The 24,198-nt window shown below is 55.5% G+C and carries 27 protein-coding genes; 6 read left to right on the forward strand and 21 right to left on the reverse strand.

What is annotated here, in order from left to right; genetic code table 11:
* The first annotated feature begins 99 nt into the window (after positions 1-99).
* Positions 100-495: a lysozyme inhibitor LprI family protein gene (locus tag OGW17_RS10855; RefSeq protein WP_071258246.1), complete on the forward strand. Its 396-nt coding sequence runs from the start codon at positions 100-102 to the stop codon at positions 493-495.
* Here the strand turns inward: OGW17_RS10855 and rutR are convergent.
* Together rutR and OGW17_RS10865 are read right to left on the reverse strand one after the other, a co-directional pair.
* A complete protein-coding gene (gene rutR, locus OGW17_RS10860) occupies positions 492-1,130 on the reverse strand; it encodes an HTH-type transcriptional regulator RutR (protein ID WP_012132906.1) in 639 nt (212 codons plus the stop codon). The genes OGW17_RS10855 and rutR overlap by 4 nt on opposite strands.
* A 201-nt stretch (positions 1,131-1,331) precedes the next feature.
* Positions 1,332-1,505, reverse strand: a complete 174-nt coding sequence (locus tag OGW17_RS10865; protein ID WP_012132907.1) for a con-10 family general stress protein — start codon at positions 1,503-1,505, stop codon at positions 1,332-1,334.
* A 385-nt stretch (positions 1,506-1,890) separates the two neighbouring features.
* Between OGW17_RS10865 and wrbA the strand changes: the two genes are divergently transcribed.
* Together wrbA and OGW17_RS10875 are read left to right on the forward strand one after the other, a co-directional pair.
* Entirely contained in the window at positions 1,891-2,487 is a 597-nt protein-coding gene (wrbA, locus tag OGW17_RS10870) for an NAD(P)H:quinone oxidoreductase (protein ID WP_047457630.1), read from the forward strand.
* A 20-nt stretch (positions 2,488-2,507) separates the two neighbouring features.
* A complete protein-coding gene (locus OGW17_RS10875) occupies positions 2,508-2,735 on the forward strand; it encodes a YccJ family protein (protein WP_047457633.1) in 228 nt (75 codons plus the stop codon).
* A 36-nt stretch (positions 2,736-2,771) separates the two neighbouring features.
* Here the strand turns inward: OGW17_RS10875 and agp are convergent, their stop codons facing one another.
* From agp to OGW17_RS10945, 14 genes are all read right to left on the reverse strand, one after another.
* Positions 2,772-4,013, reverse strand: coding sequence for a bifunctional glucose-1-phosphatase/inositol phosphatase (gene agp, locus OGW17_RS10880; protein WP_114647418.1), 1,242 nt, complete (start codon positions 4,011-4,013; stop codon positions 2,772-2,774).
* A 121-nt stretch (positions 4,014-4,134) separates the two neighbouring features.
* Positions 4,135-4,620, reverse strand: a complete 486-nt coding sequence (locus OGW17_RS10885) for a hypothetical protein (protein ID WP_000874189.1) — start codon at positions 4,618-4,620, stop codon at positions 4,135-4,137.
* Positions 4,621-4,644: 24 nt separating this feature from the next.
* Positions 4,645-5,130 carry a TlpA family protein disulfide reductase gene (locus OGW17_RS10890; protein ID WP_071258248.1) on the reverse strand — a complete coding sequence of 162 codons (486 nt, stop codon included), beginning with the start codon at positions 5,128-5,130 and terminating at the stop codon, positions 4,645-4,647.
* On the reverse strand, positions 5,117-5,812 hold the full coding sequence (locus OGW17_RS10895) for an ABC transporter ATP-binding protein (protein WP_071258250.1): 696 nt from the start codon (positions 5,810-5,812) through the stop codon (positions 5,117-5,119). Before OGW17_RS10895 ends, OGW17_RS10890 begins: the two co-directional genes overlap by 14 nt.
* Positions 5,813-5,816: 4 nt before the next feature.
* On the reverse strand, positions 5,817-6,947 hold the full coding sequence (locus tag OGW17_RS10900) for an ABC transporter permease (protein ID WP_071258251.1): 1,131 nt from the start codon (positions 6,945-6,947) through the stop codon (positions 5,817-5,819).
* Positions 6,937-8,220, reverse strand: coding sequence for an ABC transporter permease (locus tag OGW17_RS10905; RefSeq protein ID WP_071258253.1), 1,284 nt, complete (start codon positions 8,218-8,220; stop codon positions 6,937-6,939). The genes OGW17_RS10900 and OGW17_RS10905 overlap by 11 nt, the downstream gene beginning before the upstream one ends.
* 2 nt (positions 8,221-8,222) lie before the next feature.
* Positions 8,223-9,602 (reverse strand): Fe-S-containing protein, encoded by a 1,380-nt coding sequence (locus tag OGW17_RS10910; RefSeq protein ID WP_000119836.1) that lies wholly within the window; start codon positions 9,600-9,602, stop codon positions 8,223-8,225.
* A 103-nt stretch (positions 9,603-9,705) separates the two neighbouring features.
* Entirely contained in the window at positions 9,706-10,233 is a 528-nt protein-coding gene (locus tag OGW17_RS10915) for an iron transporter (protein ID WP_071258255.1), read from the reverse strand.
* 40 nt (positions 10,234-10,273) lie between these two features.
* Positions 10,274-12,160 (reverse strand): FTR1 family iron permease, encoded by a 1,887-nt coding sequence (locus OGW17_RS10920; RefSeq protein WP_012132915.1) that lies wholly within the window; start codon positions 12,158-12,160, stop codon positions 10,274-10,276.
* Positions 12,161-12,509: 349 nt separating this feature from the next.
* Positions 12,510-13,325 (reverse strand): Na(+)-translocating NADH-quinone reductase subunit C, encoded by an 816-nt coding sequence (locus tag OGW17_RS10925; protein WP_071818862.1) that lies wholly within the window; start codon positions 13,323-13,325, stop codon positions 12,510-12,512.
* 182 nt (positions 13,326-13,507) lie between these two features.
* Positions 13,508-14,014: a protein disulfide oxidoreductase gene (locus OGW17_RS10930; RefSeq protein ID WP_012132917.1), complete on the reverse strand. Its 507-nt coding sequence runs from the start codon at positions 14,012-14,014 to the stop codon at positions 13,508-13,510.
* Positions 14,004-14,627, reverse strand: a complete 624-nt coding sequence (locus OGW17_RS10935) for a DsbA family protein (RefSeq protein ID WP_286452190.1) — start codon at positions 14,625-14,627, stop codon at positions 14,004-14,006. Before OGW17_RS10935 ends, OGW17_RS10930 begins: the two co-directional genes overlap by 11 nt.
* Positions 14,624-16,510 (reverse strand): cytochrome c biogenesis protein CcdA, encoded by a 1,887-nt coding sequence (locus OGW17_RS10940; protein WP_071258259.1) that lies wholly within the window; start codon positions 16,508-16,510, stop codon positions 14,624-14,626. Before OGW17_RS10940 ends, OGW17_RS10935 begins: the two co-directional genes overlap by 4 nt.
* A gap of 48 nt (positions 16,511-16,558) precedes the next feature.
* Entirely contained in the window at positions 16,559-16,924 is a 366-nt protein-coding gene (locus OGW17_RS10945; RefSeq protein ID WP_047457658.1) for a hypothetical protein, read from the reverse strand.
* A gap of 229 nt (positions 16,925-17,153) precedes the next feature.
* On the opposite strand from OGW17_RS10945, the gene cbpA reads away from it, so the two are divergent.
* The 3 genes from cbpA (at position 17,154) to OGW17_RS10960 (ending at position 19,720) form a co-directional block, all read left to right on the forward strand.
* The gene (cbpA, locus tag OGW17_RS10950) at positions 17,154-18,074 is read left to right on the forward strand and encodes a curved DNA-binding protein (protein ID WP_047457661.1); all 921 of its coding nucleotides are present in this window, start codon (positions 17,154-17,156) and stop codon (positions 18,072-18,074) included.
* Positions 18,074-18,379, forward strand: coding sequence for a chaperone modulator CbpM (gene cbpM, locus OGW17_RS10955; protein ID WP_047457663.1), 306 nt, complete (start codon positions 18,074-18,076; stop codon positions 18,377-18,379). The genes cbpA and cbpM overlap by 1 nt, the downstream gene beginning before the upstream one ends.
* A gap of 234 nt (positions 18,380-18,613) precedes the next feature.
* Positions 18,614-19,720: a 4Fe-4S binding protein gene (locus OGW17_RS10960; protein WP_071258260.1), complete on the forward strand. Its 1,107-nt coding sequence runs from the start codon at positions 18,614-18,616 to the stop codon at positions 19,718-19,720.
* 33 nt (positions 19,721-19,753) lie between these two features.
* On the opposite strand, the gene OGW17_RS10965 is transcribed toward OGW17_RS10960, so the two are convergent.
* The 5 genes from OGW17_RS10965 to cuyA are packed head-to-tail and all read right to left on the reverse strand — an operon-like array spanning position 19,754 to position 24,062.
* The gene (locus OGW17_RS10965) at positions 19,754-20,530 is read right to left on the reverse strand and encodes an ABC transporter ATP-binding protein (protein ID WP_012132930.1); all 777 of its coding nucleotides are present in this window, start codon (positions 20,528-20,530) and stop codon (positions 19,754-19,756) included.
* Entirely contained in the window at positions 20,530-21,300 is a 771-nt protein-coding gene (locus tag OGW17_RS10970; protein ID WP_047457674.1) for an ABC transporter permease, read from the reverse strand. Before OGW17_RS10970 ends, OGW17_RS10965 begins: the two co-directional genes overlap by 1 nt.
* Positions 21,297-22,304, reverse strand: a complete 1,008-nt coding sequence (locus OGW17_RS10975; protein ID WP_012132932.1) for a taurine ABC transporter substrate-binding protein — start codon at positions 22,302-22,304, stop codon at positions 21,297-21,299. The genes OGW17_RS10970 and OGW17_RS10975 overlap by 4 nt, the downstream gene beginning before the upstream one ends.
* Positions 22,305-22,332: 28 nt before the next feature.
* Positions 22,333-23,052 carry a cysteate racemase gene (gene cuyB, locus OGW17_RS10980; RefSeq protein WP_071258261.1) on the reverse strand — a complete coding sequence of 240 codons (720 nt, stop codon included), beginning with the start codon at positions 23,050-23,052 and terminating at the stop codon, positions 22,333-22,335.
* The gene (cuyA, locus tag OGW17_RS10985; RefSeq protein ID WP_071258262.1) at positions 23,049-24,062 is read right to left on the reverse strand and encodes a D-cysteate sulfo-lyase; all 1,014 of its coding nucleotides are present in this window, start codon (positions 24,060-24,062) and stop codon (positions 23,049-23,051) included. The genes cuyB and cuyA overlap by 4 nt, the downstream gene beginning before the upstream one ends.
* Positions 24,063-24,198 lie beyond the last annotated feature (136 nt).

Below are 24,198 nucleotides of genomic sequence, written 5' to 3' on the forward strand. Positions count from 1 at the left end.
TGCCCGGTGGCGCTACGGCTCACCGGGCCTACAAAACACATTTGTAGGCCGGATCAGGCAAAGCCGCCATCCGGCAATGTTTTAGAGCCAGAGGGAAGTATGAAGCGAATTATATTCACATGCGCTGCGCTGCTACTCAGCGCTCCGGCACTGGCCGATGACTGCGCCAACGCCAGCACGCAAATGGAGATGAACACCTGCGCCGCCGCGCAATTTCAAACCGCCGATAAAAAACTCAATGAGACGTACCAGAATGCGCTAAAACGCGCCGAACCGCCGCAGCGTGACTTGCTGAAAAAAGCGCAAATCGCCTGGATTGCCCTGCGGGACGCCGACTGTGCGCTGGTCAGTTCCGGCACGGAAGGCGGCAGTATACAGCCGATGATCGCCAGCCAGTGCATGACGGACAAAACGGACGAACGCGAAGCGTTTTTAGCTTCGCTGCTGCAATGTGAGGAAGGTGATTTGAGCTGTCCGTTGCCGCCTGCCGGTTAACGTACGCGAATGCCTTCAATAATCATCCGCTGTACGCTTTCGACCGTTTGATTGAAAAAGGCTTCATCACGCAGCGTTGCGCCCGTTACCGCTTCGACCTGAGGCGCAAAATCGGCGTAATGCTGCGTTGAAGCCCAAATCATAAAGATCAGGTGATGCGGATCGACGGGCGCCAGTTTTCCACTGTTTACCCATCCGGCAATCAATGCCGATTTTTCGTCAATCAGCGCCTTCAAATCCCCGGTCAGTTCTTCCATCAGCAACGGCGCGCCCGCCAGCATCTCCATGCAAAAAAGCCGGGAAGCCTGCGGATAATCACGGGAGACCTCCAGTTTAAGACGAATGTACTCTTTGATCGCTACCAGCGGCGCGAAATCCTCGCGAAAAGCCTTTAACGGCGCCAGCCAGATATCAAGGATTTGCCGCAGTACGGCGACATAAAGCGCCTCTTTCGACGGGTAATAATAGAGCAAATTGGTTTTGGACACTCCCGCCTGCTCAGCCACCTGCTCCAGACGTGAACCATGAATACCGTACTGGGAAAACGTGTTTAATGCAGCGGTTAAAATCGCCTGGCGCTTGGCGCTGACGGCCTGTGAACGTTTACCTGTTTTTTTCTCTGCGCGTTGAACCATGCGCCCTCTCCTTGTTTTATTGCCGCCAGGATACCGTGGCAACGGCGCTTTTTTCTTTTTGAACGTCAGGACGCTTAGTTTGCGTCGCCTGCGGCGACACTTCAATCTTACGGACAAAAAAACCGCCGGAGGAACCGGCGGCGGTGGCATCATAACGTTTACCAGCGGTATGCGCTAAACATTATGGCGTTAACTTACAGGCTAGCTGTTACGGTTACCGTGACTGCTTTTGCCCCCTTTTTTGCCTGCTTCTGATGCACGCTGCGGGTCATTCTTAAAGTTGCCCCCGCTGTGCTGGCCACCTTTACGACCTGCTTCTGATGCTCTTTCGCGGTCTTCCGCAAAATTACCGGAACCGCCCCGATGGTTTGCCATTACTGACCTCCGTCATAGATTAGACATCATATTGCATCGGTGTTGAGGAAGATCTCCTCACGCGGCATATGGCAGACGCCACAATTATTGCCACGCGGAACTAAGCTTAGCGAAGTTACCCCGGCTGACCAGTAAATCGTAATATTCTGCAACAGGTTCGTCAGGGGGACAGGAATAATCCCCCCAGGAAATCAATAAGCCTCTCTTATGGTTAAAGAAATCCGAACGGCGAAAAATGTATCATTTTGCAACAAAAACGACGCTGATAAATCTTGTTATAAATCAAAGAAATGGTTGTGATATTTGCACTCTCTCCAGGACGTCATATCTTTAAATAGAGGTAGCGAATCGCTACGGACACGGTTAACTCGAGGAGTAGTGCAAAATGGCAAAAATTCTGGTGCTTTATTATTCCATGTACGGACACATCGAAACTATGGCGCATGCGGTGGCGGAAGGGGCAAACAAAGTGGACGGCGCAGAAGTCATTATCAAACGCGTACCGGAAACGATGCAGCCTGAAATCTTCGCAAAGGCCGGAGGTAAAACACAAAACGCACCAGTCGCAACCCCACAGGAACTGCCTGATTACGACGCCATCATTTTTGGTACGCCGACGCGCTTTGGCAATATGTCAGGCCAGATGCGCACCTTCCTGGACCAGACGGGCGGTTTGTGGGCATCCGGCGCGCTGTATGGAAAACTCGCCAGCGTATTCAGCTCGACAGGCACCGGCGGCGGTCAGGAACAAACCATTACCTCAACCTGGACCACGCTGGCTCACCACGGCATGGTGATTGTCCCTATCGGTTACGCCGCGCAGGAACTGTTTGACGTCTCGCAGGTTCGCGGCGGTACGCCATACGGCGCCACCACAATTGCCGGGGGCGATGGTTCACGCCAGCCAAGCCAGGAAGAACTTTCTATCGCTCGCTATCAGGGTGAATATGTTGCAGGTCTGGCAGTAAAACTCAACGGCTAATCTTCAACAGGAGGATTCGAATGCCAACTCAAGAAGCGAAGGCTCATCACGTCGGCGAATGGGCAAGTCTGCGTAATACATCACCAGAAATAGCCGAAGCCATTTTTGAAGTCGCGAAGTATGACGAGAAACTGGCTGAAAAAATTTGGGAGGAAGGCAGCGACGAAGTGTTGCTTAAAGCCTTTGAGAAGACGGATAAAGATTCGCTATTTTGGGGCGAACAAACCATCGAACGTAAAAATGTCTGACCTTTTCTCCCCCGCCTGCGCGGGGGAGAACCTCTGCTATTTTGCCGCGCTGTTCAACACGTTATCGAACTTATCAAGAGGACAGAAGCCGTTTGCGTCTATCGGGCATCCCGCCAGTTCCAGCGTGACGCGCTGCGCCGGTGATTTCAGCGTCAGGACGTCCGCGTTACGCAACTGCTGCGAGCTCTGATACACATATTCGATTTTCATCAGGTCGCGATTGCCTTTGCTGTCATGCCAGCGCTGGAACACAATCTTGCCGCCAATCGGGGTGCGTTCGTACTGATCGTGCAGCTGGTAAGGTTTGAAATCCAGCGCCGTCAGCAGCGAAGCAATATTCGAGTCATGCCCCACCAGAACGGTAATTTTCGGCGCGCTGCTACGGTCAGTCACCAGCGCTTTATCAATATATTTGACCAACGGTTTGGCGACGTTGCGCGCCACTTCACCCGAGGTAAACAGGCTGTCCTGATACCCGTTCTTCAGCTTTGACAGAACTTTCCACTGCTGATCGGATTTAATCTCGCCCCAGGCGACCTGATCCATCGGGAAGCCTTCGTAGTATTGCAGCGTAAACGCATCCACCAGCGAGTTGCCGACTTTCAGCGGCCCCGAAACGCCAGGCTCCTCCTGATACTTCGCGCTAAAGGCGTCTTTGGCTTCGGTCAGCGAACACTGCTGTTTTTCTTTGCAGGACGGTGAATCTTTGTAGTCCGTCATCTGCGCCAGCAGTTGATAGCTGTCGTCAAGCTGCATCTGGCTGCGCTCTTTTTCCATCGCCTGCACCGCTTTCTGACTAAACGCCGCAGAGTCATCGGTGATCACCGGATTAAACGTTGGGTCCATCGTGCCCATTTTTTCCTGATGATGTACCGGAATATCGCACCCAGGGAAAGCGCCGGTGATAAAGAATTGTGCCGTCGCGACGGTGCGTTGCAGACTGTTGGCATAGGTATATACCGTGTCCGGCGTCGGGCATTCGCCTGACGTGACCATCCCCTGCTCCGCCAGCCATTCTCGCATGTAGTGGCCCATATAAATTTCCAGCACACCGCCTTTCGTGGTGAGCTGCCCGCCGGGCACATCCCACTCCGGCCACTGATTCGGCGTGGACTGCTCCAGCACGCTGCCATTATTGGCCAACGGCGCGCGCAAGTTGTGTCGGCTCATCATCAACACTTGTTGCAGTTGATAACCTTCCGGCGTTGTCTGCGCTTGCGCGGCGGACGACAATAAAACAGCCCCTGCCACAGCGGCGGCGAGTATCGATTTTTTCATCCCTACAACCTCTTGTTGTTATCAATCCTCATAGAGTGTGACAGAAATATGACATTTTTCCGGGAACGGTTTCGCAAAACGGGAGATTCCAGAAGATAACCGGCAGGTCAGCATGTTCCGGTTATTCCGAGATAAAAACCTCATACTTAATATTGCGGGCGCAATAAAAAGTGCCGTCCGTCAGATACAGTTCACGAAATCGCGTGTTATCAGAGATGTTGTCCAGCAGGGAACGCTCCGTATCGACAAATTCTTTTTGCACGCGGTAATGAACGGCGTTCTCCGTTTCAAAAGAGACATATTCCGTGGTGGCGTAGGGCTTATTTTTTGATTTCACGTACACGATATATTGCACGGTACTGGCCGTCAGCCCCGTTTTCGCCGCGATCTCTTTGAGACTCAACGTCTCAGAGGCATAAAGCGCCTGAACCTGCGCTATGCGTCGGTGATTATACGCCGTCACCCGAAGGCTCAGTTTCAGCCGATAGGCCATATTCCGCACGGCGGTAATATTAGTGTGAAGCAGTTGCGCTATCTGCTCTGTCGTGAGGATGCCCGCGTTTTCCCGCAGAATCGCAAGGCTTTCGTCGTTCCAGATAAATGCCATTGGGTATCTCTCCGTACGCGTCGTTCATCGCGTCGCCAGGCGCGCAAACGTGGCCTCTAACTCAGGCGGCTTACGCATACCCTGGTGTAGCTCCAGAACGCGTCCTTCGGGGTCAATCAGTACGGAGGTCGGCGTGCCGATCACCTGATAACGTTCCTGGGTAATGTTGAGCTGATCGCGCACCACCGGATAGGTTATCTGATGCTTTGCCAGCAGATCGTTAATCCTGACCGTTTCAGGGTCGGTATTGACCGCCACAACCACCACTTTATCGCCCCATTTTTTGCTCAGCGCTTCCAGCGTGTCCATTTCCGCCAGACACCCCCCGCATCCCGCAGACCAAAAATTCAGGTACACCGCCTTTCCTTGCCAGCGTTCAAGGCCTGACTCCTGGCCTTGCAGATCAAACGCCGCCAGCGTCGGGGCCGGTGCCCCGACCGCCAGCTTTTCTTCTTTACACCCGCTTATCAGGATCGCCGCCGCGAGTAGCAGCACATTATGCCAGCGCATGTTGATTGGCCTCCTCACCCAGATATTTACCGTGTTGCAGCCGCAGAATACGATCGGCAAACTGCCCAAGCGCAGGGTTGTGCGTCACCATCACAATCGTGCGCCCCTGACGATGCAGATCGGTGAGCAGATCCAGCACCCGCTGCTCATTCTCTTCATCCAGGTTGCCCGTCGGTTCATCCGCGAAAATAACCGGCGGTTCGTTGACCAGCGCCCGGGCGATACACACACGCTGCTGCTCACCACCGGAAAGCTGGCTCGGCAGGTGCGTCACACGATGCCCTAGCCCTACCTGCTCCAGCACCCTCCTCGCCGCCGCTTCATCCACCACGCTGTGGTAATGCTGGGCGAGCATGATGTTTTCCAGCGCAGTTAAGAACGGGATCAAATGGAACTGCTGAAATACCAGGCCGATTTTCTCGGCGCGAAAGCGACGGCGCCCCTCTTCATCCAGCGCGGCGGCATCGGTGCCGTCAAGAAACACCTGCCCTTCCGTCGCCGTATCAAGGCACGTCAGAATATTCATCAGCGTGGTTTTACCAGAACCAGAAGCGCCCATAATGGCGACAAATTCACCCTGCGCAATGCGCAGATTAATGTCATCCAGGGCGGTAACGTCACCGAACCGTTTGTATAAGTGGCGGGTTTCGATCGCCACCTGAGGGATATGCGTAACGGACATGGCGCTACTCTCCTTTCAGCACTTTAGCAGGCTCGACGCTTACCGCGCGTCGCACCGGAACAATCGCCGCCAGAATGGCGACCAGTAAAGACAACACCAGAGTTATGGGCAATACCGGCAGACGCAGCGAAATGGCGGCATTAAACACCGTTAATCCCAACAGTTGCGCCAGCAAATATCCCAGCACCCAGCCGCACGCCACCGCCGCCAGCGCGATGATGCTGGTTTCCAGCAGAATTTGCCGCACAATATCGCCGTTGCTGGAACCAAGCGCTTTTTGCAGCGCAAACTCGCGCGCCCGCTCGCCAACAATCGCCATCAGCGTGGTATTCACACACAGCGAAGAGAGCGCCAGAATCACGATCGAGACCAGCCCCATCAGACCTTTAATTTTATCCAGCACCTGCCCTTCGGAAGCAGAGACCTTACGCACCGGACGAATCTCCAGGTCAGGATACTGCGCCTGCAACCGGCTGGCGTAGTTCTCCACCTGGCCGACGTCATTACTGACGCTCAGCAAACCGTGGCTGATTTTGCCCGGCTGATGCAGCCAGGCCTGCGCCACGTCGAGGCTGACGATCAGCATGTTGTCCGTCGCATCGCCAGACTCCACAATGCCTTTAATCTGCAAATTCTTACGCTGATTGTGATCCACCAGCGTGATGCTGTCGCCCGGCTGCACGTTAAGGCGCTCCGCCAGTTTGACGCCGATCATTGCATTACGGTCGTCAAAACTAACGCCAATCCAGCTACCGGTGACCTGCCAGTACGGCACCAGTTTTTGTAGCGACTCAAACCACACGCCAACCATCACCACTTTTTCCAGCTCGGTGCGCGCCATGCCGTACAACCACGGACTGGCGCCATGCACCAGCCCCTGCGGCGCCTGATCGAGAATGCTCTGCAACTCCTGCTGCGGCATACTGGAACCGTGCCCCGGCCCGATGTAAAAATTCGCGCCGAAGGTGCGCAGTTCTTCGCTCATTTTGGTGTTAATGTCGAACCAGACGGCAGAAAGCGCCGTCACGATGGTCGCCCCCACCATCAGCGCGGCAAACACCACGCTGACCCGTTGAAAACGCAGACGCAGCGCCCGCCACACCAGCAGCCAGAGCATGGTACGTTTAGCGACCATACAGCACCTCCACAGGATACAGTCGGGCGATCCGCCGGGCCGGGAACCAGGTGCCGATCAACGCAATCAGTACCGCAATCACCAGTACGCACGGCACCACAATCCAGGCAAAATTAAGCGGCGCGTCGAAGAGCATGACGCCAATCGCTTTCGCCAGCCCCCACCCGGCAATACATCCCAGCGCGCCGCCAGCCAGCCCGCTGGACGCCGCTTCCAGGTAGAACAGCAGCATGATTTGCCACTGTCGCGCACCCAGCGCCTTCATCAAACCGATCTCTTTGGCGCGTTCCATAATGGTGCTGGTCATCAGCGAGGCGATCCCCATTGAGGAAGCCGCCAGCGCCGCGACGGTAACGACCGCCATCAGCAGCTGAATTTTATCGATCACCACCCCTTCGGACGCCGCGACCTGCCATACCGGGCGCACTTCCGCGCCGGAAATCGCCTCTTCCAGCTGATGCGCGATCGACGACACATAGGCCGTGCAATACCAGAGGTCGTACTCTTCGGCATTGAGCGCGTCCAGGTTTTCCCGCGCGCGGCGGGACAGCTCGTTTTCCGGCACCGTCAGCGCCGAGACGCGAATCGCCTGCACTTTTCCGGGTAACCCCAGCAGGTGCTGTACCGTACTTAGCGGCATCACCAGTTGGTTATCTTCATCGCCGCCGCTGGAGAGGATACCGCTGACGGTAACCTGCACCGCTTCGCCTTCGGTACGTAATGTCAGCTTATCACCGGGTTTCCAGCCCATTTGCCGCGCCAGCGCGTGCCCGACTAAGGTCTGCGGCTCTGCGCCTGCGGGTTCCTGCGGCCAGTCGCCGGTCACCTGCCAGTAAGGGCTGACCGTTTTCTGCCCCGTCTCATATCCCTCTTCATCAGGAATATCCACTGACTGACTGAAGAAGGTGCCCAGAATCCGCACCGGTTCTCCCTCCACGCTGGCTTCGCCGCCGAGCATCGGCGCAAACCCGACAATGTTGTTTCGCCAGAAGATATCTTTGATGTTCGGCAGTTCGGCTTCATCAAGAAAATCCTGACCGGAAAGCGGATTACTGCTCTCACTAAACAGCGCGGGCAGCGCAGCCTGTCCGGCGGGTTCTATCAAAATGTTCGCGCCATAAGACTTCAGCTCTCTGGACATTTTGTCGCCGATATCAATGGACACCGCCAGCAGCGCCGAGATCAGGCTGGAGGCCAGAAAAACGGTGATTATCGCCAGCACTTTGCGGCGTAAATTGCGCCCCCAGGATTGTCGTAACATCCGCCACAGCATGATTATTCCTCCCTCATGTCGGCAGGAACAAACTGCTCCGGCGTTTCACGGAAGCGTTCATAGTTAGCCTCTGACGAGAAGAACCAGGTCTTGCCGCCATAGCTGTATTTGTAATCGGCTGAGGTATTGGTCAACGTTGAACCATCGACCGGATCGGTCACTTTAATGGTCATGACCGTCGAGAAGTAGTTCACCCCTGTCGCCAGTTCTTTACCGGGGATCACCAGCTCTTTTTCATCATTGTGCCAGTTTTCAATCGGCACCGGGTTACAGCCACCGGCCTTGCCGATAGACGGAATAAAAATATGCACTCCGCAGGCGACGCAGATGACCTGATTGCCCTCCATGACATAACCCTGATCGCCGCACAGCAGGCAGGCGTCGAACACCACGCCAAAACGCAGCTTGTCGGGATAGCGGTTAATCACGAAGAAGCGCACCGCTTTGCCATCGTCCGCCACCCAGACGAAACGATGCAGTTTACCGTCACGAAGCTGTTCGACCGGCAGGCGCACCATGCCATCGCTCCCCAGCGTTACGGGCACGGCTTCAGAGAGTTGCGGCGGCTGCGAGGCCACTTTATCCCACCACAGCTGGCCCGCGATAACGACCACCGCGCAGCCGATTGTGACCAGCCACAGCCGCAAAGCGTTGCGACGCTGCGCCAGCGCCAGACGGTGAGCGATCGGTTCTTCGGTTTCCCGCGTCTGTCGAAAAGCCCGCAACAGCGCAGGAAGCCAGCACAGCGCCAGGGCCAGCAGCAGCGCGGCTCCCGCCCAGTTATACAGCGCCGTGTTATTTGTGACTTTCGCCACGAAGCTCAGCAGTGATTTTCCCAGCGGAACAACCTGTAATTTCATCAGCAACAACAGCAGGTTGCCGCTCAGCGGCAGCCAGATCATCACCAGCAGAATCAGCGTTAACGGCCAGTACAGGCCGCGAATACGCCGCAGCAGCATCGCGCAGAGTACGCCCGCCAGACAGAGGATCGCAAAAGCGAGAACGACGGCCGTCAGGTTTAACAGCAGGTCAGTATTCAGCACATGCGTACTGGTCAGCCCGCCCAGATTAGGGTCCAACGCCCAATGGCGGGCAGCGCCGAAAATCAGAATCCCCTGCCACAGATAGCGGATACGCGTTGAAGCCCACCAGAAACTGAGGACAAACAGCAGCGATACCATGACCTCCGCCCCAACCAGTAGCAGTTGTACCGGTTGGCTGCCGTGAATAAACAGTCCCGCCAGTACGCCGGCAATCAGCCCGGTCAGCAGCGTCCAGGTCAGTGGACGTAAAGAGGGAGGATCGTTTCGACTCCAGAGAACACCGGAAAGAAGCGCAATGCAGAAAAAGACCTGTAGCGTCGTGACGAAAAAGTAACTCATAACTTCGACTCTGTACGGCGGGTTGAATTAAGCGACGGGCATATGATCGGTCTGACCAACGCGCCAGAAGGGGGAATCCTCCTGGCGCGTTGGTTAGTCGGTTTTAGTTCAGACCGACATATTTAAACTCGTAGCTCACATCAAACGGTTTCCACCAGCGGCCTACGCCTGTTTCGCTGTCAGTATGGCGATGCATCCCGGCTTTTGACGGCGGTTCAATGTGGTAGGTCACTTTATAGTTGCCCACGCCCATCATTTTGATGTTCGCGCCATAGTGCGGGCCATCGCTGGCAACCATCGGCATGAAGGTGCCTTCCTGTTTTTCGCCCGTGTCGTTGTTGACTAGGGTGTAGCTGATGGTCAGGTACGGGATCCATTCCCCTGCGCCAAAGCCGTTTTTATTGCCTTCTACAGCGTGGATATCCGCTTCAAGGTGAACATCGGCTTTTGCTGCCGGTAAGCCCATGCCGCGCGGTTCCATATCAATCGGTTGCAGGTAAACGGCCGCCAGCTCCATTTCATTCATGGTGACAGGCTCGCCTGCCGGGTACTCTTTAAAAGCAAACGCGGCTGGCGCAGTGAAAATGCCGGCCATCACTGCGCTGGCAATCAGGGTTTTCTTCATGGTCATCAAACGTATCCTCTCGTCTAAAACAACGGCTATACAACGATTATGGGTTATTTTTTATCGTCTCCCCGGGAACCGCGCTTTTGCGCCGCATCACCCACAGCGCCACCAGCGCCGCGAGCAGCAATACGACCTGCGGTAACAACGTTTCCACGTAGGGATAAATCCCCAGCCAGCTGATTTCAGGGAAGCCGTTAATCAACGTAGGCTGGAACAGTTTGCCTTCCACCAGTTCCAGAACGCCTTTGCCCGCAAAGACGAAGGCCATCAGATACATGAAACTGCCGGTAAACATAAAGAAGGGTTTCAGCGGCAGGCGCACCACTGAGTAACGCATCACCAGCCAGGCGAGCAGCAGCACCACGCAGCCAATCACAAAACCGGCGCCAATCGCCATATGGCCGGATACCGTGTTTGCATCGCCAATCAGAGCGTAATAGAACAGCACCGTTTCCGCCCCTTCGCGGTACACCGCCAGGAAGCTGGTCAGCCATAGTCCGACCAGGGAGCCTCGCGACAGGGAATGAGACAGCTTGCCTTCCAGCCAGGCTTTCCAGTGGCGCGCTTCCACTTTGGACAGCAGCCAGTAACTCATAAAGAACAGCATCACAACGGCAATCAGCATCGTTATGCCTTCCAGCAGTTCACGGCTGGCGCCGGAGTTAGTAAACAGCATCTGGAAGATAGCGGCGGTGATGACGCTGGCGATCAGCGCCACAATTACCGACTGACGAATAAGCGGCAGCTTATCCTGATGGTTGTTTTTCACCATGTAAGCCACGATTGCCGCCACAATCAGCAGCGCTTCCAGCCCCTCGCGCACGATGATCATCAGACTATAGAGTAGCAGACTCCACTGGGTTTCTTCGCCTTCGCCCAGCATCGTCACGGCTTTTTGCAGATCCTGCGCCAGCGCGCTGGCCTCCGCATTCAGGCGCTCAACCGGCTGACCGGCCTTCATCAGACTGACCAGGCGGGTAAAATACGCCTCCAGCGTGGTTTTAAATGCCGAATCGCGAGAGCCGATTTTGTTTTCCATGCCGCTGGCTTCGAAGCGGTCGAAGTAGGTATCCTGGATATCCAGAATCGCATTCTTCGCATCGCCGCCCTGATAGCGCGCTATCGCGTCCTGAATGCTCTGGTTAATTCCCGTCGTCACCTCAGCCCAGTCGGTACGGTTATTTCCCTCGTCCGCCGCCGGAATGTTGTCTGCGCTTTGCGCTGCGGCAACCTGCTGATCGTCACGGGTGGTTGGCAAGCCGGGTAAGATATCCTCGATATCCTGTAGCAGCGTAGTGACCTGATAAGAGACATCGTTGAGATGGTCAGGTTGCGCGGTCAGCGCAATCAGGGATGAGAATTGTTGGTTAATGGCGGCGGCATCTTTTGCAGAACGGTTTTGTCTGAGGGACATCTCCATCTCAGAGTTCTTAAAGCCCTGATAGTGCGCCTGTTGAACGTGCTGACTGGCAACGCTGTAGTTCCCGGCCTGATATTCAGTGACCGCCTGCGCCAGCAGATCGTCGATCGTCCTGAAACTCTCCTGCCAGTGAACGGCAATGTCGTCCCTGGACAGCGCGTTGTGCTGCTCTTCGGCCACCAGACGATGTCCGCCATCCAGCACCGGTTCCACTTCGCGCAGTGCGGCTTTCAGCCAGTCAATGCGCGCCTGAACGTCAGCGAGCGGTTTTTTCTCGCCAATCATTCGACGGATCTCGCCGAATGCGCTCTCCATCTCGTAACTTTTGCGCGCGGAAATGTTGATGCGGATCGGCCCTTCCAGGTTCTCGAACACCTCGAAATAGGCCATTTGTACCGTGCGGCGCGCCTCGTCGGTATGCTGTTGCTGATAAAGTTCCGCTGTTTTATCAAGACGTTGCTCGATATCTTCAATCAAAGGCGCATAATTCGTCGACGCCCAGACACTCATGCTTATAAACAAGCCAAAGAGAGTAACCAACAAAGAGTTACGGAAGTTACGCACGTGCACACCGCCAAAGAATACAAATGATAATTATTATCATTATATCTTTTTGTCGCGTTGTACATGACCTGGATCATAAAAATGTCAGCAGACGACAAGTTATGTAAACTTATTTCATCAAATCGTGATGAACACACACATTATGCGTTGATAAAAGGGACGTTATCTCCCTGTTTTTCTCATGGAATTAACGGCAAGGCAGGCGCGGTAACAGAGGAATAAATCCCCCTGCCGACAGTGATGTTATTCATTGTCGGCAGGCAGAAATAAAACGCGTTATTGCGTACAGCAATATTCAAAGATTAAGGTTATTTCGATCGCTGGCAAGGCGCTGTAAGAATTGACCATATCCCTGCGGCCCCATCCAGTAGTTAATACTTTTCTCAACGCCGGTTGATGTCAACGTCGCACCGGAAATACCGTCAACGGTATATTCATCGGCATGTTCAGGTTTATCCTGTACTATTTTCAATGCAGGATGTCCGCTGTTATCTAATAATCGTTTCCCTGGCCACTGTTTGCGCCAGCTGGCGTCTTCCACCCTAGCCCCCAGAAACGGCGTTTCCCGTTGCTGATAATAATACAGATTTCTCACCGTACGACCGTCCAGCCCCAGAGCAAGAAACGCATGCATCATGGATTTCGCGCCCTTACCGGTAACTGGAATGATAACCTGCTGAATTTCATTATTTTTATCTTTCACGAAGAACACATCCGCCACCGTACAGCGCTGACGAACCTGCGCTGGGTCGCGTTCAGGGGCGAGTTTTTCACACTTCTGGCGCGCGGCGTCCGTGCTGCTTTCAGCCACCAGCTCGCCGGAATCTAAATTAACATGGCGTTGAATAATATAACGATGATAGAGCGTTTCGACTGATTTTTTATCCTGGGCCTCTGATTTCATCAGGCCCGCAGCGTGTAAAATCGCCGCCTGTTTTTCCTCCCCTGTCGGCTCCGTCATTTCTCCCTGGAACAGCATAAACCATGCTGCCGCCGCAACAAAAATAAGGACACAAAGCACCATCATTGATGCAACAATAATTTTACCCTTGCGCATTGAATTGTTATCCCTGTCAAAATGGAAATCGAAAAAATCGCCTGAACGTATCACAGACTTTCATTCAATTAAAACAGATATGCCATTATCAATTCAGGTTTGCAACGTCAGGCAGCGGTAAAAAATAATAACTGGCATCAGTAAAAAAGCAGTAAAAATAACAAAAAACACGCTCTCCGCTCGTTTTACACATCCTGACAATGGGTTAAAAAATGCCGGGTTTCCCCGGCACACTATCAAAACATGGCTGCCCGCCACAGACGTAACTTCATGCCCCAGTAGCTGGTCCAGCCGCTGGTCGTGGTTACCACCTGCCCCTTCGACACCACTACCAACGTTGGCGTGACGCTGATTTCCCAGTTTCGTGATATCTCACCGCCGCTATCATTCACGACGGGGAACGTCACCCCTTTACGCGATAACCAGCGAGAAACCTCCCCGTCATTACCGGAACGCAGCGCGATGGTCATGACGTTCTCTCCTTCCGACTGCAAACGGGCGACATCCGGCGTAGTGAAACGGCAGATACCGCACCAGCTCGCCCAGAAGTAGAGCAGCACCGGGCGTTCTTCACTGATCGACGCCAGCGTTACAGTTTCCCCGTCCAGCGTATGCAGCGGCGTGCTGTCAAACATGGCCGGCATCTGCGGAGAACGCCAGACATCCAGCAGGATTATCACGCCTGCCAGCAGAACCAGTAAGATCGCGCCTTCACGCAGCCAGCGGCGCAGTTTACTGAGCATGAGCCACCGCCAGTTTTTCTTTCACCACCGCCTCAAGGGTCTCCCACGATACCGCGCCGGGGATCATCTCGTCGCCAATGATGGTTGCCGGCGTCCCCTGAACGCCAACCAGCCGGGCGAGTTGCAGATTGGTGCTCAACGTCTCCATGCTTTTCTCATCCAGCGTAACCGGCGTGGCGGCGGACTTTTCCTGCGCCTGTTTAATACTGGCGGCGGTGTGGTAGCCCTTTTTCTGCATCAGTTTCTCATGCAGCGCTAAAAACTGCTGCGGGTGCTCACGCCAGGTGGTTAACGCGGTACACGCCGACAGTACCGAGCTTTCGCCCTTAAACGGCAGCGGCTTAATCACTACCGCGACCTGCGGATACTTTTGCACGATCTTCTCCAGCAACGGATCGAGCTGCTTGCAGTACGGGCAGTTGTAGTCCGTAAAGTTGACGAGCGTCAGCGTCGCCTTCTCCGCGCCTATCCGTGGGCTGGCAGGATCGTTAAACAGCGCTTCCTGGATCAGCGCTTCAATTTGCTTTTCCTGCTCCGGCGTAAACGGCGCGGGTTCTTTCGCCATGCTCAGACCGGTAAACAGCGCTAACAGCATAATCATCAGATATTTCATGGCGTAACTCCTTTCGCATCGCGCAACGTTTGCAGCACCGCATCGCGCGTCAGCAGCGTGGGCAATGACTGACCCTGCGGTAAACCGGGGCCATAAATCTGGTTAAACGGCACAGCCACCTGGCCGCGTTTTTTCAAAAAGTTGGTGATGTCATCCGCAGGTAGCGTCCAGTCGCCGCGCAATGCGACAACATCCGGCTGTTGCAGCGCATCCTGTATCTCTTCTCGCTGTAACACGTTGTACTTATTGACCTTGCAGGTAATGCACCACTCAGCGGTAACGTCAATGAATACGCGTTTGTGCTGCGCAAGCGCATCCTGGATCGCCTGTTCGCTCAACGGCTGCCAGACGACGCGCTCTTTCGCCGGGCTGCTTGTCGCGTATCCCAGATGCGGCAGCAGGAGCGTCGCCAGCCAGATTGCCGAACCGAGCATCATAACGCCCAGTACGCGCCGCAATCCGTTCATCCAGCGTCCGGGACGCGGCAGGCGCAGCGCCAGACCAGGGCGTAGCGCGACAAACAGCCACGGCAGGCTCATCCCCACCCCGAGCGCCAGAAACAGCCCCCATAACACCGGGAAGGAGGCCGTCAACGCCACCGCAACGGCCGTCCCGAGAAACGGCGCGCTGCACGGCGTCGCCAGCAGCGTGGCAAACGCGCCCTGCCAGAAATGACCGGCCATCCCGTTGCCGCCGTGGGTGGCAAGTCGGGTCGTCATCGCGGAAGGCAGACGGAATTCAAACAGCCCGAACAGGCTGGCGCTGAAGATCAACATCACCAGCACCATAAACCCGATAAACCACGGGCTCTGGAACTGAATGCCCCACCCGAGCGCCTGATGGGTCAGCCGCAGAACGGTCATTAGCATCGCCAGCGCCATAAAAGAGGCAATAATCCCGGCAACCGACGCCAGAAACTGCCGCCGTATCCGCTGACGACTTTTCTCTTCGACGAGCAGAATCGAGCCGAGCTTCATCCCCAGCACGGGCAGCACGCAGGGCATCAGGTTGAGAATTAACCCACCCGCCAGCGCCATCAACATCACCTGCCAGAGCGGCAGTTCGGCGCTATCGGCCATTTTTGCCGTCGTACTGCCGATCGCCAGGGTACTTTCCTGAGCCACGCCGTCATTCGCCAGTACCAGCGTGACCGTTTGACCACGCAAATCGGGCGCCCCTTCTCCCCAGCCATCGCTGACAGGAACCGTCACCAGCAGTTTTTCGCCCTCAACACGCAGTTGCGGCTTGCCAAAATCAGCGTTATCAACGGCGTCGAGAAACAATGCTGGCGATGACCAGCCTCCGACACGCGTGGCTTCAACCACCAGCGCACCAGGACGAGCGCCCACGCTGAGCGTCTGCGTCAGCCCCCGGGAGAGCGGGATCTGCCCCATCGCCTGGGCATAGTCATGCGCGAACGCCGGGTCATGCGCCGAAGGTTTGAGGGTAAAGGGGTAATCGGTCAACAGGCAGACATTGCTGCAAGTAGACAAGGTCAGCACGCCGCTGAGCATCGCGGGTGACGGACCGCGAACCGCCATCGGGAAGGTCACGCGGTGGTGATAACCCTGAGTGGTCATACCGGCGACGTCAAAGCGCGACGGCGTCGGCCAGAACCAGTCAACCGCAGGTATATTTTCTTTCCAGGCAATGGCGGGCGCCACGCCCCCTTCCCCCGGCGAACGCCAGTAGGTTTTCCAGCCGTTTTCCAGTTTTACATCCAACAGTAGCCGGGTTTCGCCTTCCGGGGACGTGTCCGCGCGCAGGCGGACGCTGGCATGGTCGTTATCCGGCGAGCGCAGCCAGCCGCTTTCTGCCGCCCACGAGACGGGCAGCCATAGCAATAACAGACAGCACAAAGTCTGCCTGAAAACAGTGATCATATTTTTTCTCCGTGAACAGGTAATTAACAGTCAGCAACGGCCAGACTGTCATTCACGGAATACGCAGAAGCGTAGATGGACTCTGAGTGTGGGAGGCGAGATTGCTCGCGGTGGAAAGAATGGCAGGCGTACGGCGCGTACGGGCGCCAGCAGGGACAACAACAGACACAGCGCGAGAATCGCCCCTTCAAACAACACGGGCGGCGCGGCAAGCAATGATTTCGCGCTGAGTTCGCATGGCGTCACGGGCGAGGCATCATCAGCAGACGAGCTATCCGCCTGAGTGACGACCGCCGTCGCGGCTGGCGCCATCTGCAAGGCGTGCAGACCCGCCATGCGCTGCGCGGTGCAAACTATCACCACAACACATGCCAGGCAGAGGAACCACCATCCCAGTTGTTGACGTTTCGCCATGACATCCTCACTGATTGACGCGAGTTATCTTAGCCACTGACAAGGTTTTAGCAACCTTTGCGCTGTAAAGTTATGTCGGCGTCGCCCCGCTCATTACAGGCGAAACGCATTAGTTTTAATAATGATTTTGCTGTTTTCATACGCATCTTTCGGGTTTACCCTACACTTAACAACGATGACTTTTCCGGGGATTCCCTGCCGTATGTATTGATTTACGCGAGATAACGCTATGGAATTAAAGGATTATTACGCCATTATGGGCGTGAAACCGACGGACGATCTCAAGACTATCAAGACCGCCTACCGCCGATTGGCCCGCAAATACCATCCTGATGTCAGCAAAGAGCCTGATGCCGAAGCCCGCTTTAAAGAAGTGGCGGAAGCATGGGAAGTGCTGAGTGATGAACAGCGCCGCGCCGAATACGACCAGTTGTGGCAACACCGCAACGATCCGCAGTTCAACCGACAGTTCCAGCAGGGCGAAGGCCAGAGTTATAACGCCGAAGATTTTGACGACATTTTCTCGTCCATCTTTGGGCAACACGGCCGACAATCCCGCCAGCGTCAGGCGACGCGCGGCCACGATATTGAGATTGAAGTGGCGGTGTTCCTGGAGGAAACCCTTGCCGAACACAGCCGTACAATCAGCTATAACTTGCCGGTGTATAACGCGTTCGGTCTTGTGGAGCGTGAGATCCCTAAAACGCTGAATGTGAAAATTCCCGCAGGCGTTGGCAACGGACAGCGTATTCGTCTGAAAGGCCAGGGAACGCCGGGGGAAAACGGCGGGCCGAATGGCGATCTGTGGTTAGTGATTCATATCGCGCCGCATCCTCTGTTTGATATCGTCAATCAGGATCTGGAGATTGTGGTTCCTCTCGCCCCGTGGGAGGCCGCGCTGGGCGCGAAGGTCGCCGTACCAACGCTAAAAGAGAAGATTCTGCTGACCATCCCGCCAGGCAGTCAGGCCGGGCAGCGCCTGCGCATCAGAGGCAAAGGCCTGGTCAGCAAAAAACACACGGGCGATCTGTACGCTGTGATCAAAATCGTGATGCCGCCGAAACCCGACGACAGTGCCACAGCCCTGTGGCAGCAACTGGCGGACGCGCAGTCCTCCTTTGATCCACGCAAAGAGTGGGGGAAAGCATAATGGCTAACGTAACCGTCACCTTTACAATTACCGAATTTTGCCTGCATACCGGGGTTTCGGAGGAAGAGCTTAACGAAATTGTCGGGCTTGGGGTGATCGAGCCCTGCGAGAACGAAACCGCATCCTGGTTATTTGACGATCATGCGGCGATCGTCGTGCAGCGTGCTTTACGTTTGCGCCAGGAGCTGGCGCTGGACTGGCCGGGCATCGCAATGACGCTGACCTTGCTGGAAGAAAATGACCGACTACGCCAGGAAAACCGCTTGCTGATACAGCGTCTTTCCCGCTTTATCAAACACCCATAAAATAATAAACGGGGGTTGGCACACTGCCCGTCCCCTTATTTTTATCACCGCGATACGGTAAAAAACATTTCACCTTCACGCTCCTTAATATAATCCTTTATAGGTACTTCGACATCCATCGTCATTATTATTCCGTGGCAAAAGCCGTTAATCCGATATAAATCAAATCCTGCCCCCGGGAACCGCCGTAGCATAGTGGCATTCTGAATACATGTTCACAGGGAAATAAAGATCATGGGTGGGATGAAAAGAACGCGCTGGCAGCGTCGACCAGGCACCATCGGCGGTAAATTGCCGTGGAATGACTGGCGAAATGCATCGACCTGGCGCAGGGCGACACAATTTCTGCTCCTGCTGATCAATATTTATATTGGCATCACATTCTATTTTTGGGTCCGGTATTACGAAACTGCCGCCGCCAGCGTTTACGTCCCCAGACCCGGTGGTATTGAAGGCTGGCTTCCTGTCGCCGGTTTGATGAACATCCGATACACCTGGGAAACCGGTCTGCTCCCTCCTGTTCACGCCGCCTCCATGCTGCTTCTGGTTGCATTTATCGTCATCAGCCTGCTGCTAAAAAAATCTTTTTGCTCATGGCTGTGTCCTGTTGGCGCGTTGTCAGAGCTGATCGGCAAACTCGGAGAAACGCTCTTTGGGCCGTCGATTGCCCTGCCCCGCTGGCTCGATATTCCCCTGCGCGGTCTGAAATATCTGTTATTGAGCTTTTTTCTTTATATCGCGTTATCCATGCCTGCACAGGGTATTCAGATGTTCCTGATGTCAGCTTATGGCATTATTATCGACGTTAAAATGCTCGATTTTTTCCGCAATATTGGAACAACCACGCTTATCTGCGTCATATTTTTCGCCGTCGCCAGCTTATTTATTCGTCATTTCTGGTGTCGTTATCTGTGCCCTTACGGCGCTCTGCTTGGTCTGTTTTCGTTTTTTTCTCCCTTTAAAATCCGCCGCAATGCCGACAGCTGTATTGATTGTGGAAAGTGCGCTCAAAATTGTCCCTCCCGTATCCCGGTAGACACGCTGATTCAGGTCAGAACCGTTGAATGCACAGGCTGCATGACCTGCGTGGAGTCCTGCCCGGTTGCCTCAACGCTCAACTTTTCACTACGCACGCCTTCTGGCGCGCCGGAAGGAAAACGCGAGGCGATAAAACCGTTATGGCGACAGGCCGCGCTTTCGGGCGTCGCCATGACAATATTGATACTCGGGATACTTTTTGCCGCTGTCGCGATTGCGATGTATGCCGGCGCCTGGGATAGCCCGGTGCCGGAGCATCTTTACTTCCGCTTAATTCCCCAGGCGAGGATGATTGGGCATTAGTTAAGAAATAACGCGCCCACGCTGGCGGTGTTTTCATCCTAAATGGCGCTTTGCCTCCTGGCGCACCCGGTGCAGTACGTGATGTTTGATCCCACTGTAAGCCGGGTGTTCAGCCAGGGTTTCGATATCGCGTTCGCGGCCAAAAGGCAGTATGACCTCCTCAACGATTTTTCCAGGCTTCGCCGACATAATCAGAATACGATCGGCCAGGAACAGCGCCTCTTCTACGTCGTGAGTCACAAACAGCAGCGTGGTGCCGGTGGCAAGCCAGGCATCGCGCAGGAGTTCCTGCATCATCAGACGCGTTTGCGCATCCAGCGCGCCGAACGGTTCATCGAGTAGCAACACCTCCGGCTCCGGCAGCCAGGCGCGGGCCAGCGCCACGCGTTGTTTCATCCCGCCGGAGAGTTGCCAGGGCGCATGATGTTCAAAGCCTTTCAGCCCTACCCGCGTCAGCCAGTCCAGCGCCTGGGCGTTGACCTCATCTTTGTGGTATTTCCCCAGCCGTGGGCCAAAGGTGACGTTTTCCAGAACCGACAGCCAGGGAAACAAATTTGGCTGCTGGAAGATCATTCCCCGGTCTGGCCCTGGCAGCTTCACTGTCTTTCCGCCTGCCGCTACGCGCCCGCGATCCGGCTTGTTGAATCCGGCGACCAGATTCAGGATCGTGGACTTCCCGCAGCCGGACGGCCCCAACAGAACAACAAACTCCCCTTTCTCCAGAGACAAGCTGATATCGTCCAGCACCGTGAACGGCTGCGGTTTTGCCGCAAAAGAGAGCGATACGTTTTCCAGTGTGATGGCACTCATTACTCTTTCCCCGCCCAGGGCACAAAAAAGCGTTGCAGCCCCAGCAGCAATAAATCCAGTAAATAGCCGATACCGCCGAGCAGCAGAATCCCCAGCATCACGATATCGGTTCGCAGATACGAGCTGGCGTTAATCACCATCCAGCCGAGACCCGAACTGGCCGCCACCATTTCCGCCGCGATGAGCGATGTCCAGCCGATCCCTATCGACAGCCTGACCGTGGTAAACAGTTCCGGCAGCGCATCCGGCAACACCACGCGCAGAAAAATCTGTTTGCGCGACGCGCCGAGCGTTTGCGCCACACGAATGCGCGAGCGGCCAATACGATCGACCGCAGCAGATGCCCCCACGACCACGCTCAGGAAGGTGGCGATGAAGATCAGAAAGAACTTCGACGCCTCACCGATCCCCAGCCAGACGACCGCCAGCGGAATAAGCGCAATCTTGGGTAGCGGGCGCAAAAACTGCACGAACGGATTCAGTACCGCCGCCAGACCTTCCGACAACCCCATCAGCAACCCCAGGGGGATGCCGATGATAATTGCCACAGAAAAAGCGCTTAAGGCCCGGGCCAGGCTGACTGCGACATGCTCCCACAACGGCACCTGACGATAACCATCAGCCAACAGCTCTTCGGTGGTCAGACCGATATCCTGTAGCGACGGCAGCAGCAGCGGGTCCACCCATTGCCGCATCGTCGCCACTTGCCAGACGATAAAGAAAATAGCCACCGAAACGACGCTGATGGCGATGTGATAACTCAATCTCATTGCGCTGCTACCGCCGCGTCACGGATGTAGCGGGAGTTAATGGCGCTGTCCCAGTTCGCCGGGATATCACGTTTGCGGATCTCGCCAATCCCCGCCAGGAAGTCAGAGGTCTTGGTCAGCGCTTTGCCAATACCGCTGTCAGTCGTCTGGGTTCCATTGCCAAGCCAGTCCGCCGTACCCTGCTGCGTCAGGGTTGGGTATTCCAGCCCACCCAACGTATTCACGGCAGTCGTCACCGGCGCGCCCACCTCTTTCGCCACAATCGCCGCCGCGCGTTCCGGGTCTTTCTTAAACTCATCAACTTTTTCCTGATGAACGCGCAGGAACGCGCTGACGGTTTGCGGATACTGCTCGGCAAAGGCTTTACGCACGACGTAGTTGTTGTAAATCAGGTAGCCGTCCTTTTGCAGATCTTTGGTCGCGAATACCTGATGCCCGCCGGAGGCTTCAAGTTCCTGAGCAAACGGCGCCCAGACATAGCCCGCGTCGATATCGCCGCGTTTCCAGGCCGCGACCATTTCCGCCGGACGCAGCGGCAATAAGGTTATTTTGCTGCGATCGAGATGGTTAACGCTGATGGCGGCTTCAAGCGCATATTGCGCCGTCGAGTTTGGCGGATAGGCTACGCGTTTACCTTCAATATCGTTAATACGGGTAATGCCGTCTTTACCAATTAAACGCTCGTAGCTGGCAATCACCCCGGAGACACCGACAATCTCCACCGGCAGTTTTCTGACAATGCCTGCCGTTGCCGGGCTGGAGCCGAAATTGGCAATATCAATCGCGTTGCTGGCAAAATAATTTAACGCATCCGCACCGGACGCAAATTGCACCCATTTGACCTTGCTGTGTAAAGCGTTATCCAGAGAACCATCGGCTTTTGCCAGCATCAGCACCTGAGAACCACCGCTGTATGCCACGCGGACTTCTGCGGGTGTTTCGGCAACGCTGGTATTGACCCACAGGCCACCCGCTGCAAGTAATACGCAGAGACTTTTTTTCATTTAATTTATCCTTTAAATAATAACGTTATTAATGCCATGCTTCGCGCTGCGTTAGCCATAACCGGGCACACTGCTGCGCCAGCGCTTCTGCGGGATCAATCGACACGGCTAAATGCGGGGATGTCACCTCCGCCAGCGCAACCGGCACTTCCGTGCAGGCCAGCACCAGCCTCTCTGCGCCGCGATCGCACAATGCCTGAGCCTGTAAACTCAGCAGCTCACCGCCGGTACGCAGTTCGCCGCGTTTTACCGCATAGCACCCCGGCACAAACCACTGCCGTAGCTCCTCTGGCGTCGGCTGCACGCTTTCAATCCCCATAGAGGCGAAACCGTGCTGGAACCAACCGGCATCCAGCGTGCCCTGCGTGGCGATAAGCCCGACCCGGCGGGGCTTCTCTTTCCCTTCAAATACCGCCAGCGTGGCGTCCACAATATGCAGCAACGGCGCGTCGCTGTGCTGCGCCAGCGCCTCATACCAGTGGTGCGCCGTATTACAGGCGATCACAATGTGGCTGGCGCCCGCGCGGTTCAGCTGTTCCACACCGTGCAAGAGCTGCGGCAACGGCGAAGGCCCTGTTCCCGCCAGCGCCTGTTGGCGATCCGCAATTTGCGGCACATTCCACACCACATGGGGAATTTGCTGTTGATCGCTGCTGGCGGGCGTTGCGCGCAGCAATTTATGCATCAAATCAAGCGTCGCCAGCGGCCCCATGCCGCCAAGAATCCCCAGCAGAAAAGGTGTGCTCATGATGACAAAGAATCTGCGATGACCTGACGATAGCCAAACAGACCTGCGCTTCCTCCCGTATGGATAAACACCACATTCTCATCCTTGCGGAAATGGCCTTGACGGATCAGATCAATCAATCCGGCCATACCTTTACCGGAATAGACAGGGTCGAGCAGAATCCCCTCGTGCTGCGCCAGCAGTTGCAGCGCTTCAAGCATCCCCTCGGTGGGCAGACCATAGCCTTCGCCCACATAATCACTGTTGGCGACCACCGCCTCACGCGGCAATTCACCCGGCACGCCGAGCAGTTCCCGGGTCTGCTGCGCCAGACGCCAGACGTTGTGTTCCTGTTTATCACGCGGGGCGCGTACGCTAATCCCGAGGAGAGGAATGCCGCTGTGCGTGGCGGTTAAACCCGCAATCAGGCCAGCCTGCGTGCCTGCGCTGCCGGTGGCATGGACGATATGATCGATACGCAGCCGTAACTGGCTGGACTGCCAAAGCAACTCTTCCGCGCAGGATACGTAACCCAGCGCCCCGATTGCGTTCGAACCGCCACCGGGGATGACATAAGGGGTATGGCCCTGCGCACGCAGGCTTTCCGCATGATGCTCCATTGCCTGCTGCATATCCGTACCGCCAGGCAAATGGGCAATAACTTTGCCGCCGAGCAAACCGTCCAGCAGCACATTGCCGGATTGCTGATACTCATCACCCAGCGTCGTGACGCGTTGTTCGAGAAAAATATGCGCTTCCAGACCCAGTCTGGCCGCCGCCGCGACGGTCTGACGCACATGGTTAGACTGCGTGGCGCCCTGGGTAATGATAATATCCGCCTGTTTTGCCTGGGCGTCGCCGAGCAAAAACTCAAGTTTGCGGGTTTTATTGCCGCCAGTGGCAAGGCCGGTGCAATCGTCTCGTTTTATCCAGATATTTGGCCCCCCCAGCAAGCGTGAAAGTTGAGTGAGGGGCTCCAGTGGAGTCGGGAAATGGCCAAAATGAAGCCGGGGAAAACGCGCCAGATGCATAATAACTCCTGTAAAGAATAACGACGCTGCACATTAAAATTCGGCAGCGAGAGTAAGAAAGGTTCGTGGAATATAAGAATGACTATATTGATTTTCTCACTCACGGCTTACCAAGTTTTTCAGCTATGGATATGAG

It is taken from the genome of Citrobacter sp. CK181, from assembly GCF_030333595.1.
Taxonomy (GTDB): domain Bacteria; phylum Pseudomonadota; class Gammaproteobacteria; order Enterobacterales; family Enterobacteriaceae; genus Citrobacter_B; species Citrobacter_B koseri.